Origin of the sequence: Sphingomonas sp. NIBR02145, from assembly GCF_027359115.1 — a bacterium.
GTDB classification, from domain to species: Bacteria; Pseudomonadota; Alphaproteobacteria; order Sphingomonadales; family Sphingomonadaceae; genus Sphingomonas; species Sphingomonas kyeonggiensis_A.
Window position 1 is genome coordinate 2,715,071 of record NZ_CP114791.1, and the last position, 15,087, is coordinate 2,730,157.

13 protein-coding genes and 1 tRNA gene are annotated in these 15,087 nt (G+C 66.9%); 4 read left to right on the forward strand and 10 right to left on the reverse strand.

The features are described 5' to 3' along the window. Positions 1-35 precede the first annotated feature (35 nt). Complete coding sequence (locus tag O3305_RS12000) at positions 36-662, forward strand: TMEM175 family protein (RefSeq protein WP_269572778.1); 627 nt, start codon at positions 36-38, stop codon at positions 660-662. A 3-nt stretch (positions 663-665) separates the two neighbouring features. Here the strand turns inward: O3305_RS12000 and O3305_RS12005 are convergent, their stop codons facing one another. The 5 genes from O3305_RS12005 to yajC all read right to left on the reverse strand — a co-directional run bounded on the left by O3305_RS12005 (position 666) and on the right by yajC (position 5,121). Next, the gene (locus O3305_RS12005; RefSeq protein WP_269572779.1) at positions 666-1,784 is read right to left on the reverse strand and encodes a DUF3089 domain-containing protein; all 1,119 of its coding nucleotides are present in this window, start codon (positions 1,782-1,784) and stop codon (positions 666-668) included. A 62-nt stretch (positions 1,785-1,846) separates the two neighbouring features. Then, a complete protein-coding gene (locus O3305_RS12010) occupies positions 1,847-2,218 on the reverse strand; it encodes an Mth938-like domain-containing protein (protein ID WP_269572780.1) in 372 nt (123 codons plus the stop codon). Positions 2,219-2,222: 4 nt separating this feature from the next. After that, the gene (gene secF / locus O3305_RS12015; protein ID WP_269572781.1) at positions 2,223-3,173 is read right to left on the reverse strand and encodes a protein translocase subunit SecF; all 951 of its coding nucleotides are present in this window, start codon (positions 3,171-3,173) and stop codon (positions 2,223-2,225) included. A gap of 14 nt (positions 3,174-3,187) precedes the next feature. After that, positions 3,188-4,780 (reverse strand): protein translocase subunit SecD, encoded by a 1,593-nt coding sequence (gene secD / locus O3305_RS12020; RefSeq protein ID WP_184169086.1) that lies wholly within the window; start codon positions 4,778-4,780, stop codon positions 3,188-3,190. Then, entirely contained in the window at positions 4,780-5,121 is a 342-nt protein-coding gene (yajC, locus tag O3305_RS12025; protein WP_184169087.1) for a preprotein translocase subunit YajC, read from the reverse strand. The genes secD and yajC overlap by 1 nt, the downstream gene beginning before the upstream one ends. Before the next feature lie 144 nt (positions 5,122-5,265). Between yajC and O3305_RS12030 the strand changes: the two genes are divergently transcribed. Next, positions 5,266-5,342: transfer RNA gene (locus tag O3305_RS12030), tRNA-Pro, on the forward strand. A 26-nt stretch (positions 5,343-5,368) separates the two neighbouring features. On the opposite strand, the gene O3305_RS12035 is transcribed toward O3305_RS12030, so the two are convergent. The 5 genes from O3305_RS12035 to O3305_RS12055 all read right to left on the reverse strand — a co-directional run bounded on the left by O3305_RS12035 (position 5,369) and on the right by O3305_RS12055 (position 12,393). Next, positions 5,369-6,709, reverse strand: coding sequence for an O-antigen ligase family protein (locus O3305_RS12035; protein ID WP_269572782.1), 1,341 nt, complete (start codon positions 6,707-6,709; stop codon positions 5,369-5,371). A gap of 12 nt (positions 6,710-6,721) precedes the next feature. Beyond that, complete coding sequence (locus O3305_RS12040; protein WP_269572783.1) at positions 6,722-8,905, reverse strand: polysaccharide biosynthesis tyrosine autokinase; 2,184 nt, start codon at positions 8,903-8,905, stop codon at positions 6,722-6,724. A 1-nt stretch (position 8,906) separates the two neighbouring features. Then, positions 8,907-9,764 carry a UTP--glucose-1-phosphate uridylyltransferase GalU gene (gene galU / locus O3305_RS12045; RefSeq protein ID WP_269572784.1) on the reverse strand — a complete coding sequence of 286 codons (858 nt, stop codon included), beginning with the start codon at positions 9,762-9,764 and terminating at the stop codon, positions 8,907-8,909. A gap of 344 nt (positions 9,765-10,108) precedes the next feature. Further along, positions 10,109-11,044, reverse strand: coding sequence for a hypothetical protein (locus O3305_RS12050; RefSeq protein WP_269572785.1), 936 nt, complete (start codon positions 11,042-11,044; stop codon positions 10,109-10,111). Positions 11,045-11,112: 68 nt separating this feature from the next. Beyond that, a complete protein-coding gene (locus tag O3305_RS12055; protein WP_269572786.1) occupies positions 11,113-12,393 on the reverse strand; it encodes an aldehyde dehydrogenase family protein in 1,281 nt (426 codons plus the stop codon). A 312-nt stretch (positions 12,394-12,705) separates the two neighbouring features. On the opposite strand from O3305_RS12055, the gene O3305_RS12060 reads away from it, so the two are divergent. After that, positions 12,706-14,058, forward strand: a complete 1,353-nt coding sequence (locus O3305_RS12060) for a UDP-glucose dehydrogenase family protein (protein WP_269572787.1) — start codon at positions 12,706-12,708, stop codon at positions 14,056-14,058. Further along, the gene (locus O3305_RS12065) at positions 14,055-15,068 is read left to right on the forward strand and encodes an NAD-dependent epimerase/dehydratase family protein (protein WP_269572788.1); all 1,014 of its coding nucleotides are present in this window, start codon (positions 14,055-14,057) and stop codon (positions 15,066-15,068) included. Before O3305_RS12060 ends, O3305_RS12065 begins: the two co-directional genes overlap by 4 nt. Positions 15,069-15,087 lie beyond the last annotated feature (19 nt).

A 15,087-nucleotide genomic window follows, 5' to 3' on the forward strand; every position in this document is an offset into this window, starting at 1 on the left:
GCTAGGGCACGCGCCGAATCAAACAGGGGGTAATGATGGAAGACAAGTCGCACGCCGCGGGGCCGGCGCACGGGCTGGAGCGCATGGCGTTCTTTTCAGACGCCGTGTTCGCGATCGCGATCACGCTGCTGGTGATCGAGATCCATGTGCCGCATGTCGAGGCACCCTATACCGATGCTGCGTTCCTGCATGCGCTTGGCGAGGTACGGGCAAACTTCCTCGGCTTCTTCATCTCCTTCTTCGCGATCGGCCTGTTCTGGATCGGGCATCACCGCGCCTTTGCCTGCGCCCGTCACTGGACGCCGAAACTGTTCCTGCCCAACCTGTTGCTGCTCTGCTCGATCGCGGCAATGCCCTTCTTCACCGCCTTCTCCTCGGAATATTATGGCCACCGGGTGCCGGCCGCCTTTTATTGCGGCTGGATGGTGGTGATCTCGATCTTCAACATCCTGGTCCAGCGCATCCTCACCGCCCCGCCGGTACTCGACGAGCAGCTGCCAGCTGAGCAGCCACGGATGATCCGCCAGCGCGGGCTCGCCGCGCTGCTCGGATCGCTGACCGCCTTCGTCACCAGCCTGTTCGTGCCGCCGCTCGGCCAGGTCGCGCTGATCACCATCCCGCTCTGGCGGCTGCTGATCACCCGGCTGGCGCTGGCACGCTGAAGTTCAGCGCTGCTTCGCCCAGGCGCGATATTGCCGGGCGCTGAGATCGACCAGATCGCCCTGCATCAGGTTCATGTCGATCAGATGCAGGCCCCAGTCCTTGAGGATGGTGGTGCCCAGCTTCACGTCACCCTGGATCGTATCGGTGCGTGGATCATTGGGATCGGCATTCACCGTCACCGCCAGATAGTTGAACCCGTCCCTGCTGACGCATTCGACGGATAGCAGGCCGGGTACGCTGACGAACGGCGTCGTCACCGGCGCGCCGTCTTTGCTCCATGCCTCGGCCGGGCCCTGCACCATCATGTTGCCGCCGGCATTGAGATAGGCATGCGCCATCGCCTTGCCCCCGCCGAGCGCTGCCGGGTTAGTGCAGCCCGCCTCGACGCCCGGACGGTCGCCCTTGCCGAAGCGCGTATTGGGTGGCGGCGGTGAATCAGCGCGGAAGCTGGCATAGGTGACCACGCAGCCCGCCTGGTCCGCGCTGCGGCACAGCGGGACGGTCGGGAATACGCCGCCAACCGTCTTGCCGATCGGCACCGGTACCGAGCTGCCGATCAGCATCGCCGAGACCAGCTGCTTCTGCGCCGGCTTGCCGTCGATCGCGGTGGCAACCAGCCGGGTGAGGATCAGCGAGCCCTGGCTATGTCCGATCAGCACGACGCCGCGGCCCTTGTTGTCATGGGCCATATAATCGTCCCAGGCCGCTTTCACGTCGTTGAACGCGAGCTCCCGGTCGATGGCGGGCTGCCCGCCGCCGATCAGGTTACGCAGCGCCGTGAGCGTCACCTGGCGATAGACCGGGGCGAACACCCGGCAATTGGCGCCGAACCGGGCCGCCTGGAACTGCGCGACCCGCTTCTCCTCGGGCCCCGGCACCAGGTCGCTGTTCGGCGTCGCATCCACCGAGATGGTCGGGTAGACGTAGAAACAGTCGAACTTCGGGGCCTTTGCCGCCTTGAAAGGCTCGAGCGTGCGCTTGCCGTCGGCCGCGACTACGGTGGTGGAGAGATCGGCGGTGCACGCATCCTGGCGCCCGGGGCGGCAGAGCCAGTTGGCCTCGTTGCGATAGTCGGGCGTATCCGTCCCGGCAGCCATCGCCAGCGCAAGCGCGAGAATCATGCGTGCATCCCTCCCCTGTTTGGAAGGAGCATAGCCGTGCATTCCCCCGCAGGGGAATGGGCTCAATCCAGCGGGTAGAGCGCCCCGGCGATCCAGCGCAATTCGGCACGCAGCACGCCCCAGGCGCGGGCAGCGGCGCGGCTGTCCATTGCTTCCACACCGATGCCCTTGGCCGCCAGCGCCTCGGTCAGCGCACGTGGCGGGCGAACCAGCGACTTGCCCGTGCCCAGCACCAGGAATTCCGGCTTGGGGTCCAGCCCGAGCACCGGTGCCAGATCGGCCTCGGTAAGCTCGGCGATCGGCGGCGGCGTCCAGCCATCGGCGCGCTCGGGGGTAATCAGCAGCCCCTCGTACACGCCTTCATCGACGCGGAACCCGCGCCCGGAGAAGCCGGAGATGACCGGCCCCTCCGCGCTGGCGCGCTTCACTTCCATCCGCTTAGCCGACGCGCTCTGCGCCGCTCGCGGCGTTCGGCTTCTCCTCGCGCGGCCCGGGCTTGAGGCCCAGCGTGATCAGCAGTGACGAGGAGACATAGATCGACGAATAGGTGCCGACGACGATGCCCAGCATCATCGCCGCGGTGAAGCCGCGCAGCACCTCACCGCCGAAGATCAGCAGCGACGCGAGCGCAAGCATGATCGTCAACGAGGTCATCACGGTACGCGGCAGCGTCTCGTTCACCGAAAGGTCGATAAGCTCGCTCATCCCCATCTTGCGGTACTTGCGCATGTTCTCGCGGATACGGTCGTCGATCACCATCTTGTCGTTGATCGAGTAGCCGATGATGGTCAGCACCGCCGCGACGATGTTCAGGTCGAACACCAGCTGGGTCAGCGCGAAGAAGCCCAGCGTCATCAGCACGTCGTGGATGATCGCCACCGCGGTCGAGATACCGAACTGCCACTCGTATCGGAACCACGAGAAGATCGCGATGCCGATGATCGCGAGCAGCACGGCCAGGATACCGTTCTGCACCAGCTCGCCCGACACCTTGCCCGACACGGTGGAATAGTTGGTGAACTCGGCGCCGAACTTGCTCTTCAGCGCAGCCTTCACCGCTTCCACCATGGTGTTGGTCGCCGCCGGATCGCTGGATTCCGGTACCGGCAGGCGCACGGTCACCGTGGTCTTGTCGCCCAGCTGCTGGAGCGCGGCCTCACCGAAGCCGAGATGGTTCACCGTCGAGCGCACCTGATCGAGGTGCGGCTCGCTGGGGAACTTCTCCTCGATCGACACGCCGCCGACAAAGTCGACACCCATGTTGAGGCCGTGGATCCCAACCAGCGCAACCGCCGCGACCGTCAGGAACGCGGTGATCGCAAAGGCGATGTGGCGGACGCGAACGAACCCGATGTTCGTGTTGTCCGGGATGATCTTGAGGAGCCGCATGGCGCGTCGCTTCCTTAAATGTTGATTTCGGTCGGCCGATTACGGCGCAACCAGATCGTGACGAGCATGCGAGTGAACACGACGGCGGTGAACACCGAAGTCGCGATGCCGATCAGCAGCACGACCGCGAAGCCACGCACCGGGCCGGAGCCCAGGATCATCATGATGACACCGGCGATGGCGTGCGTCACGTTGGCTTCGAAGATCGTGCGGCTGGCTTCCTTGTAGCCCAGTTCGATCGACTGGGTCACCGTCCGCCCGCGCCGCCGCTCTTCGCGGATACGTTCGTTGATTAGCACGTTGGCGTCCACCGCCGTGCCGATCGTCAGCACGAAGCCGGCGATGCCGGGCAGCGTCAGCGTGGCGTTGAGCAGGCCCATCACGGCCAGGATGACCAGCACGTTGATGACCACCGCCAGCGTCGCATAGATGCCGAAGCGGCCATAAGTGAGGATCATGAAGGCGATCACGGCGATGACCGCGATGATCGAGGCGGTGATGCCGGCACGGATCGAGTCGGCACCGAGCTCGGGGCTCACCGTCGATTCCTGCACGACCTTGAGCTTCACCGGCAGCTTGCCCGAACGCAGCGCGATCGCGAGCTGGTTGGCGCTCTCCACGGTGAAGCCGCCGTTGATGACGGCGCTGCCGCCGAGGATCGGCTCGTTGATGTTCGGCGCCGAGATCACGACGCCGTCGATGATGATCGCGAACGGCTTGCCGCTATTCTCCTGCGTCACCTTGGCGAAGCGCTTCGAGCCTGCGCCGTTGAGCTGCAGCGTGACGCCCGGGGCGCCGGTCTGCTGGTCATAGGTCTGCTTGGCATCGACGAGCATGTCGCCGCTGATCATCACCTGCCGCTGCACGGCGACCTTGGCGCCGTTCTGATAGGGCAGGATCACGTCGCCGGCGGGTGCTTCGCCGCGCTGCACGGCGTTCTGGTCGGCGTTGACGTCGACCAGGCGGAACTCGAGCACCGCGGTCTGGCCGATCAGCGCCTTGAGCGCGGTCGGGTCCTGCAGGCCGGGGACCTGCACGACGATACGGTTGCTGCCTTCGCGCACCACGGTCGGCTCGACCGTGCCCAGCGCGTTGATGCGGTTCTCGATCACTTCGCGGGCATCGCCCATCGCGGTGTCGATCGCTTCCTTGATCCCCGCGTCGGTCGGCGTCAGCACGAACTGCGACGAGTTGACCACGGCGACGTCCCACTGGCGCTGGCCGGTGGTGCCGACACCGGTGCCGGTGATCGCAAGCAGCTTCTCGCGTGCCGCGTCCACCTTGGACGGGTCGCGCACCATGAAGCTGACCTTGCCGCCCTGGACCGAGATGTCGCCGATGTCGACCTTGGGGTCCTTGCGCATTTCGGCGCGGACCTGATCCTGCATCTGCGTCAGCTTGGCCTGGCGCACGTCATCGGTGTTCGCCTCGAACAGCAGGAAGCTGCCGCCGGCCAGGTCGAGGCCGAGGTTGATCGCGGGCTTGGGCACCCAGCTCGGCCAATGGTCGCGCGCGCTCTTCGGGAAGAAGCTCGGCACCGACAGCGCGATCATGATCGCGATGCCGGTGAGGATCGTGATGATCTTCCAGCGGGGAAAGTCGAGCATCAGTCGTTCGCGGGCTTGGCGCCACCGGCGGGCATCACGCTGGTGAGCGTGGCCTTGATCGCGCGGACCTTCACGTTCGGGGCGAGTTCGATCTCGACCTCGGTCTCGTCGACCTTGGTGACCTTGCCGACAAGACCGCCACCGGTGACGACCTGGTCGCCCTTCTTCACGGCGTTCACGGCGTTCTGAAGATCCTTCATCCGCTTCTGCTGCGGGCGAATCATCAGGAAGTAAAAGGCGACGAAGATGAGGACGAGCGGCGCGAGTCCGAGGATTCCGCCCATCGGGTTGGCTTGTCCTGCCGCGCCTGCGGCCTGTGCATGTGCTGGCGTGATGAGCATGGGATCCTGATTATAGCTATCGTGGGCGGTGGAATCCGCCTCCGTTCAAGCGCGGCGCGCTAACATGCGGCACAGGTCGGCGCAACTATTGTCGCCAATGGCTTGCATCCCGCGCCGGACCGGCCTAGAGGCCCCAACCTCGGTCGGGGCGTAGCGCAGCCTGGTAGCGCATCACACTGGGGGTGTGGGGGTCGCAGGTTCGAATCCTGTCGCCCCGACCATTACAACAAAATCGCCGGATACGCCCTCAGGGCCAGGCTAGGCGCAGCGGCGCCGGCCGCGGCATCGCCGCCGTCCGCGCCGCGTAGATCGTGTAGCCGCACAGCACCCCGTACAGCGCCAGACCCTCCACCTGCCAGAACGGCATCGTCGCCATGTTGAGCAGGAAGAAGGCGAAATGCGCCGCGATCAGCTTGAAGCGCTCGCCGCGCGCCGAGATCGCCGCCGCGAACATCGTCACCCATAGCCCGAGCATTGCCGCCACGCCGAACCAGCCCAGGTCGTAGAGCGTGCCGACCAGCGTGTTGTGCGGATAGACCTTGAACAGCCCCACCCAGCTTTCCGGCCCGAAGCCGATCAGATGCTGGAGCGGCGTGCCGTCCGCCCAGGCATAGATATAGCTGCTCCAGATCAGCGGGCGGGCCGACATCACCTGGCGCTCGAGATAGTCGAAGTCGCGCGGCGGCTTGATGAGGGCGGTGGGGTCCGAAAGGAACGCCCCCAGATCAGCGAACTTGGCGCTGTAGAGCAGCACCGCCACCGACACGAGCAGGAAGCCCGCCACCGCCGCGGTCACCGCCATCGGCGCGCGCTGGTCGCGGCGCACGCTCAGCGTCAGCCCGCTCAGGAAGGTCGCCAGCGCAAGCGGGGCCAGCGCAAGGATCGTGGTGCGGTAGCCCGCGAGCACGATGCCGATCAGGATAGCCAGCAGGAAGCCGAATCGCACCGCCCTGGGCGCCGATTTGGCGAAGGCGCCGACCAAGAAACCGGTCATCAGCGCGACCGAGAAGGCGGCCTCATGGTTGTAGCCGCCGATCCAGACCAGCCCATCGCCATCCTCGGACCCCTTGGGCAGATGCAGCACCACCGACAGCGCCTGGAAGACGAGCAGCGGCAGGAAGGATATCATCGCCCAGCTCAGGAACCGTGCCTCGGGATCGATGCGCAGCGCCTGGAACACCGCGATCGCGATCACGATCAGATAGGCATATTTGACACCGGCATTGATCCCGCCCGCCGGATCGCCGTTCAGCACGGCGCTCAGCAGGGCCAGCACCACCAGCAGATAGACCGGCAGTAGCCATTTGAGCGCGAGATTGGCCGGCCGCACCACGAACAGCAGCCCGAACGCGGTCACCCCAATCGAGAGCAGCGCATTGCCCGAAAGCCCCGCCGCCAGCGGCTTGAACATGTAGAGGTGATAGGCACCGGCGATGTAGCGCAGCCATAGCGCCACCACGACGAACGCGCCGGCCATGCTGCCGGCCCGCCGCGCGCCGATGACCAGGGGCACCAGCAGCAGCGCCGTGACCGGCAACAGGATACCGAGCCCGAAGGCAGGGCCGTAGGGGAGGGATTCGGTGTTCACGGGGCCGGGCGATCAATCCGCGTAATAGTGGCGGTAGGTCTTCAGGAAGGTGCCGCCATCCTCGTACCCGGCCCGCTCCTGCTCGCGTACATCGACCAGGGTCAGCACCGCGCCCAGCATCTCGGCATGGACGTCGTAGAGCCGGCGCAGCGCCACCGACGCCGCCTTGGACGGCGTCCTGCGCCAACGCACCAGGAACACGACGCCGTCCGCCATGCTGGCGATCACCCGCGCCTCGTCGACCGGCAGCACCGGCGGCGTGTCGAGGATCACCAGGTCATAGCGCTCGCGCACCTGCTCGAGCAGCTCGGCCAGCCGCGGGCTCTCGGCCAGGCTGATGCCCTTCGAATCGAGCCGCTGCGGCAACAGGCAGGCATTGGACAGGCTGTCCTTGACGATCGCCTGCTCCAGCGTCGCCTGCCCGGCCAGCACTTCGTCCAGGCCCAGCTTCACATTGTCGGTGAATTGCCGGCTGGAGGCACGGCGCCGTGCATCGGCATCGATCAGCAGCACCTTGCCGCCCGCCGCCGCCACCGCCCGGGCCAGGCCCATCGCGGTGGTCGTCTTGCCCTCGCCCGGCACCGAGGAAGTGATCGCGACCACCCGGATCGGCTTGGTCGCCTCGGCGAACTGGATCGAGGTGCGCAACGTCCGGAACGCCTCGGCAAAGGTCGATTGCGGTCGCTTGAGCAGCAGCTCCGCCGGCGGCGCGGGCGGCCCGGTCTTGCGATAGCCCGGCAGCGTGTTCGCATCCGGGATGCTCGCCAGCGTCGGCAAGGCGAGCATCTTCTCGATCGCGTCGCCGCTTTCCATGCCACGCTCCAGCAGCTGGAGCAGCACGACGAGCAGCACGCCCACGCCCAGTCCGCCAACCACGGCCATCGCCGCATAGATCAGCTTGTTGGGCGAGCTCGGCGCACCCGGCACCCGGGCACGGCTGACGATATAGGAATCGCTGCGCTCCAGGCCCGATTGCGCCACCGTCTGGCGATAGCGGTCGAGGAACGCCTGGTAGAGCGTCCGCGCGGATTCGGCGTTGCGCTCCAGCTCGTTGAGCCGGACCGAGGCTTCATTGTCGCTCGCCAGCTTGCCCTGCGACTGCGCCACCGAACCCGCGAGCGATGCCGCACGCTGGTTAGCGATATTCGCCTGGATCGAGACATTGGCGACGATGCGCTGCACCTCGGCCGCGATCGCCTGGTCGGCGACGCGAAGCTGGCTCTGCGCACGGACCAGCTCGGGATGACGCGGTCCGTAGCGTTTCTCCAGCGCCGCCACTTCGCGCGCTACCTCGGCGCGCTGCGAGCGCAGCTGGCTCACTACGGGAGAATCGAGCGAATCGCCCAACTCCTCGCCACTCCGCCCGCGCTGCAGCTGCGACTTCGCCGCCGAGAGCCGCGCCTGGGCCGCGGCATTCTCCGCCTTGGCCTGGGCCAGCTGGGTCGACAGGCCGGAAAGCTCCTGCTGCGTCACCGTCGAGGAATTGGAGACCGCGAACAGCGCGTGCGCCGCCCGATAATCGGCCACTGCGCGCTCGGCATTCTGCACCTGCACGCGGAGCTGCTGCATCCGCTGCTCAAGGAACTTGCGCGCGCGCTGCGTCGCATCGGCCTTGGAGCCGGTCTGGCCCGAAATATAGTCGTCGACCACCGCATTGGCGATCTGCGCCGCCTGCACCGGCGTGCTGCCCTCGAAGGTCACGCTGATCGCATAGGACAGGCCATCCCGCTTCACCGTCAGCCCGCCGAGCAGCGTGCCGATCGCGCGCTGCCGCCCGATCAGGTCGGGCTGGGCCGGCGCCGGCTGGCCGGCCTCCACGGCCTTGTTGAACGCTGGATCGCGATCGAGATGCAGACGATCAACCACTCGCCCGAGCAGTTCGGGCGAGCGCAGCGCCTGCACCTCGGTATCGACCGCCGCCGAATCGGGATCGGTGGTGGGCACGACCGAATCGACGTTGATCACGCGCTCGGCAGTGCGCTCCAGCGCAACCTGTGCGGTCGCCTGATAGCGCGGCTCCGCGACCAGATAGGCCGCGGCAGCCACCACGAGCGCAGTGAGCATCGCAGTGCACAGCACCAGCCAGCGCCGCCGCAGGACGGCGCCGACATGCCGCAGGTCGATCAGTGCGCCGCGATCGACCTGCGGATCGGCATCAGGGCGCGGCGGCGGCAGGCGCCTCGTGATCGCGTCCATGTCACGCCGTGGCCATGAAGGCGCGCACCGCCGGAGCAAGGTCCGGCCGGGAGAGCGCCATTGCCAGCGTCGCGGTCACGAAACCGCTCTTGTCGCCGCAATCATAGCGCTTGCCCTGGAAGGTCACGCCATGGAACGGCTGCTGGCCGATCATCCGCGCCAGCGCATCGGTGAGCTGGATCTCGCCGCCCGCGCCTTCTTCCTGGCTAGCCAGCAGGTCCATGACCTCAGGCTGCAGGATGTAGCGGCCGATCACCGCCAGCGTGGAGGGCGCGACTTCGGGCGCCGGCTTCTCGACCAGCCCCTTCACTTCGGTGATCGCGCCGGACCGCGCGCCCGGCGTGACGATCCCGTATTTCCGGGTGTCCTCGGCCGCGACTTCCTCGGTGCAGATCAGGTTGCCGCCAAGCTCGGCATAGGCGTCGATCATCTGCTTCAGGCAGCCCGGCTCGCCCATCATCAGGTCGTCGGGCAGCAGCACCGCGAAGGGCTCGTCGCCGACGATCCGCCGCGCGCACCACACCGCATGGCCAAGACCAAGCGGCTCCTGCTGGCGCACGATGGTGATGTCGCCCGGCGAAGTCCGGGTGCCATCAAGAATATCGAGCGACTTGCCACGCCGCGTCATCGTCTCTTCGAGTTCGAACGCATGATCGAAATGGTCGTCGATCAGGCTCTTCCCGCGACTCGTCACGAAAATGAACTGTTCAATTCCTGCCTCGCGCGCCTCATCGACGGCATATTGGATCAGCGGCCGGTCAACGACCGGGAGCATTTCCTTGGGCATCGACTTGGTGGCGGGCAGGAACCGGGTTCCGAGGCCACCAATCGGGAAAACTGCTTTGCGTACTCTTCGCATCTTCCACCCTTTCATGGTTGCTGGGTCCCCCCGGAAAGACCAGCATCAACCATCAGGGCGAGACGACCTCGCAGATACTCAACACGCCAGTCGGATCTGCGAACTCGATCACCTCGCCTGACTTCATGATGCTGGGCCATTACGCTGCGTTGCAGCAAGAGCCCGGCGTCCAAGCGTGGCCAAAGCGCGCCCGGACCCCGTTTTAGAATGCGCCTCTCCGCGCATTGCGGTGCCAGCCCGCTCCCCCACCCGGCCACCCTACGGCAGTATTCTATGGGTGGCCGGGTGGGGGAGCGGGCTGGCACCGCCTGGAAATGCGCTCTTTCGCGCATTTCCAAACAGACTCAGAGCTTCGGCGGAGCACCCGCAAAGGAGATCCCGCCAGGCACCGATCCCTTGCCGCGCGGGCGGACCAGCGGCGTGCCGGGCGGCACCTGGATGTCGTGCGAGCCGATGATGATGTGCGCGGGGCCGTCATGCACGTCGAAGATCGGCCATGCCTTGTCGCTCTTCACCGCCAGATGCTCGATGCGGATCACGAGCGGCTCGCGCACGCCCTGCGCCGCCATGATCGCGAAATGATTGGTGTCCCCGATCCCGCCGATCTTCTGCGGATTCACGCTGGTTAGCCGCGTCGCCCGGATGCTCGACCACAGCCGGAAATTGCGCGCGTTGCGGCCGCTGGTGCAGTCGTCGAGCAGGGTCTCGCTCGATTTCAGGTCGAACCCGCCATCGCTGTTGTCCCAGGCCGCGCACTGCTTGAACACGAACCGCGCATTGCCGCGCTCGGTCGAGAAGCCGTCGCCGTTCCAATATTTGTTGTCGCCGCGCTTCCAGCGAAAGCCCCGCATCGTGCAGCGCTCGAGCCGGAAGTCATGCGCGGTGTCCTGGAAGCCAATGCCCACTGGCAGATCATGCGCGCCTGTGGTGAGCGTGCCGCTGGCGGTCACGTCCTCGATCACCCCGTCATGGCTGGCATAGCGGATACGGGCGAAGCTGCGACGCAGATCGGCCGCCCTGGCTCCGCGCACGCGCAGCCCCACGCAATCGGCACCCGCCGCGCGCGGGACGGAGCTATTCTCGATCACCCGGTAGCCGCCCGCCACTTCGATGTCGGCGATCCGTACGCCGCGCACCGAGTCGCGGATCACGAACAGCCCGTTGCCGACATCGCGGGCATGCACGCCGCGATAGGTCGCGCCGGAGCGCACGACATAGACCGGCTCGCCCTCGGCAGCGATCCGGACCGAAGGAGCGAAGCGAAGCGGCCTGTCGGTCATGCCCCCGGGCTAGTCGCGCGATGCGCGGCCCCGCCAGCCGGTTGCGATGCAGCGTGGCCCTGCCGGGCTCAGCGCAACGCAGGCTCGGCGCCGCCCAGTGCCTCGGCCTCGCGAACCGGAGAGCCGCCGGACCCAAGCCAGGACCGGCGGCAGGTCCGCCGCACCCGGCTGAACCGCCGGAACCCCGCTTCGGCCTCGCCGGCAGGCAACGGAATCTCCGGGGTGCCAGCCGAACCCCGTATTGCCGCGAGCATCTGTCCATCCGCGGCGAAGAGCGAAGACAAGGTCCCCTGCGCCACGCGCCGGCGTTCGGCCGCGTCCTGTCCCAGATAATAGAGCGCGGGTGGTGGCGGGAGGCGGTTCGTCCAGGCGATCGCGTCCTCGATCCGCGCATAGTTGCTGAGCGGCAGGATCGGCCCGGCGATCTCCTCGCGCATCAAGCGCATGTCCGGTGTTGCGTGGCGGACGATGTGCAGCGGCATGCCCGCGCCACGCGGCTCCGCGCTCATCACCTCGCCGCCTCGCGCGCGCGCGTCTTCCAACAGAGCCGCCAGCCGGTCGGACGCCTCGGCCGAAAGCGGCGGCGCCTGGTCGGCTCCCGGCTGCATCGCCCCGCGCCACAGCCAGGCAGCGATCGCTTCCCCCTGCTCTGCCGGCACCAGCATATAGTCGGGTGCAAGCAACGCCCGACCGCCATCAAACCGCTTGGCCGCAATCACCTCGCCGGCCGCCCGCGGGAATTTCGCCGACCGCCCGAGGATAACCGCCGATTTGCCCGTCCGCGCCGGAAGTGCGCCCGCCGCCTCTCCTGCCGGCTCGCCCGAGACCAACAGGTCAAGTCCGGCCTCATCCGCGTCTTCGGGCATCACCGCCAGTTCGCGCGGATCGAAATATCGGGGGGCCAGTTCGCGCAGCAGCGCATCCAGATGCGACGAAGCGGCGTCCAGCCGCAGCATCACGCGATTTCCTGCCGCCAGTGCGCCGGCGAGCAGGCAGGCGGTTCGCATCAGCGGCAGCGCGGCCGGCGCCATGATGCCGACCACGCCGACCGGCTGATATTCCAGCCTGTCACCGCCTGGCCACAGCCGGCCAAGCAACCCGCGCCCGGCCTCGGGCCGTATCCAGTTGGCCGCCTGTTGCCGGGCCTCGCCCAGGACACGCAGCCCCGGCACCACCTCGTCGCGCATCGCCGACTCGGCATCCTGGGCCGCCCGGTCGCGCATGAGTGATTCGGCCAGTCCCCGGGCATTCTGCTCGAGCATCAGCGCGGCGCGGCGCAGCCGGTCGCGGCGAACGGCCGGCGAAACCGGCAACTCGGCGAAAAACGCCGCCCGTTGCGCTTCGAGCATCCTCAATCTTCCCACGGCTTGTCGCAGATGATCCTACTCTGCCGCCAATGCGTGGCAAGATCAGGCCGAAGCGTTTGCGACCGGCGGAGCCGAATTGCCTTGCCCTCGTTCTAGTGCAGGCGCGAGCCATTCGTTGCGAATTCGCAATATTTGTGCGGCGCAGCGTAATTTAGCCCCAAAATGACGCCCGGTTCATTTCGCCGCCGATTTCCCTCAGCTCAAAGCTGGCAAGTTGACGACACGAGCGCGCAAGAAGAGTGTTCGCACACGCAAAAGAAAACTTGCGTCTCCGCGTACAGGGAGCAGTGCGTAATGCGTATCGTGATGATCGGGTCCGGCTATGTCGGGCTGGTTTCGGGCGCGTGCTTTGCCGATTTCGGCCATCACGTGACCTGCGTCGACAAGGACGCGAACAAGATCGCCCGCCTCAAGGCCGGCGGCATCCCCATCTATGAGCCGGGGCTGGACGAGCTGGTCGCGCGCAATGTCGCGGCGGGCAATTTGTCCTTCACCACCGAGCTTTCCGAAGCGGTCGGCACCGCCGATGTCGTGTTCATCGCGGTCGGCACCCCCAGCCGGCGCGGCGACGGCCATGCCGACCTCTCCTATGTCCACGGCGCCGCCCGCGAGATCGCCGGCGCGCTTAACGGCTTCACCGTGATCGTCACCAAGTCGACCGTGCCTGTCGGCACCGGCGACGAAGTCGAGCGGATCATCCGCGAGTGCAATCCGGTCGCCGAGTTCGCCGTCGCCTCGAACCCCGAGTTCCTGCGCGAAGGCGCCGCGATCGAGGACTTCAAGCGCCCCGACCGCGTGGTGATCGGCATCGAGGACGAGCGCGCCCGCGCGCCGCTCGAGGAAGTCTATCGCCCGCTCTCGCTCAACCGGGCGCCGATCCTGTTCACCCGGCGCCGCACCAGCGAGCTGACCAAATACGCCGCCAACGCGTTCCTCGCGATGAAGATCACCTACATCAACGAGATCGCCGAGCTGTGCGAGCGCGTCGGCGCCGATGTCCAGGAAGTCGCGCGCGGCATCGGGCTCGACAACCGGATCGGCTCCAAGTTCCTCAATGCCGGCCCCGGCTATGGCGGTTCCTGCTTCCCCAAGGACACGCTGGCGCTGATGAAGACGTCGCAGGATTACGAGACGCCGCTGCGGCTGATCGAGGCGACGATCGCGGTCAATGACCAGCGCAAGCGCGCCATGGGCCGCAAGGTGCTGAACGCGATTGCGGGCCCGGTGCGCGGCCGCACGGTCGCGGTGCTCGGCCTCACCTTCAAGCCCAATACCGACGACATGCGCGACGCCCCGTCGATCGCGATCATCCAGGCGCTGCAGGATGCCGGCGCGAAGGTCCGCGCCTATGATCCCGAGGGCATGGCCGCGTCCGAAGCGGTGCTGAACAATGTCGACTATGCAGGCTCCGCCTATGAAGCGGCGGAAGGTGCGGCGGCGACGGTGATCGTCACCGAATGGGATGCGTTTCGCGCCCTCGACCTCAAGCGCCTCGCCGGGATCATGGCCGATCCGCTGCTGGTCGATCTCAGGAACATCTACCCGCCCGCCCGGGCGGAGGAAGCGGGCCTGCGCTATGTCAGCGTCGGCCGGCCGGGCAAGTTGGAGGAGGATGCCGAGACCTCGAACGAGAGGCAGGCAGCGTGACGGTCGGCGGCCCCGTCCTCGTGACGGGCGCCGCTGGCTTCATCGGCCATGCGGTGTCCGAGCGGCTGCTGGCGCGCGGCGAGCGCGTGATCGGCCTCGACAATTTCACCGACTATTACGACGTCGCGCTCAAGGAAGCGCGGGTCGCCCGGCTGGTCGACAATTTCGACTTCCGGCTGGTCCGCGGCGACATCGCCAGCCCCGAGCTGCTTGCCGAGCTGGTGGCGGGCAATGGCGTCCGGCGCATCGTCCATCTCGCCGCCCAGGCAGGGGTGCGCTACAGCATCGAGAACCCCTTCGCCTATGAGCACAGCAACCTGAAGGGCCACCTCGCGGTGCTCGAGGCGGCGCGGCAGGCGGGCAATGTCGAGCATCTCGTCTATGCCTCGTCGAGCTCGGTCTATGGCGAGCGCCCGCTTGGCGGTAGCGGCTTCCGCGAGGACGAGCCCTGCACCGCGCCGGTCTCGCTCTATGCGGCAACGAAGCGAAGCTGCGAGCTGATGAGCAAGAGCTATGCCACGCTCTACGGCCTCAGGATGAGCGGCCTGCGCTTCTTCACGGTCTATGGCCCCTGGGGCCGGCCCGACATGGCCTATTTCGGCTTCGCCCAGAAGATCCTGCTCGGCCAGCCGATCGAGGTCTATGGCGAGGGCAGAATGGCGCGCGACTTCACCTATATCGACGACATCGTCGACGGAGTGGTCGGCGTGCTCGACAAGCCCCCGGCGGATGGCGAGCATCGCCTCCTCAACATCGGTGACTGCAATCCGGTCGGCCTGATGGACATGATCGCGACGCTCGAGCGCGCGCTCGGCCGCCAGGCGGTCAAGCTGATGCGCCCGATGCAGCCGGGCGACGTGACCGCGACCTATGCCGACATCTCGGCGATCCGCGATCTCACCGGATACAGCCCCAAGGTCGCGCTCGAACAGGGCATCGAGCGGTTCGTCGACTGGTATCTGAGCGAAATAGAACAGGGTGGAAGAGGACCGATGGCAGCGGTGGCCTGAGCCGGGAAAACCGGCCGGG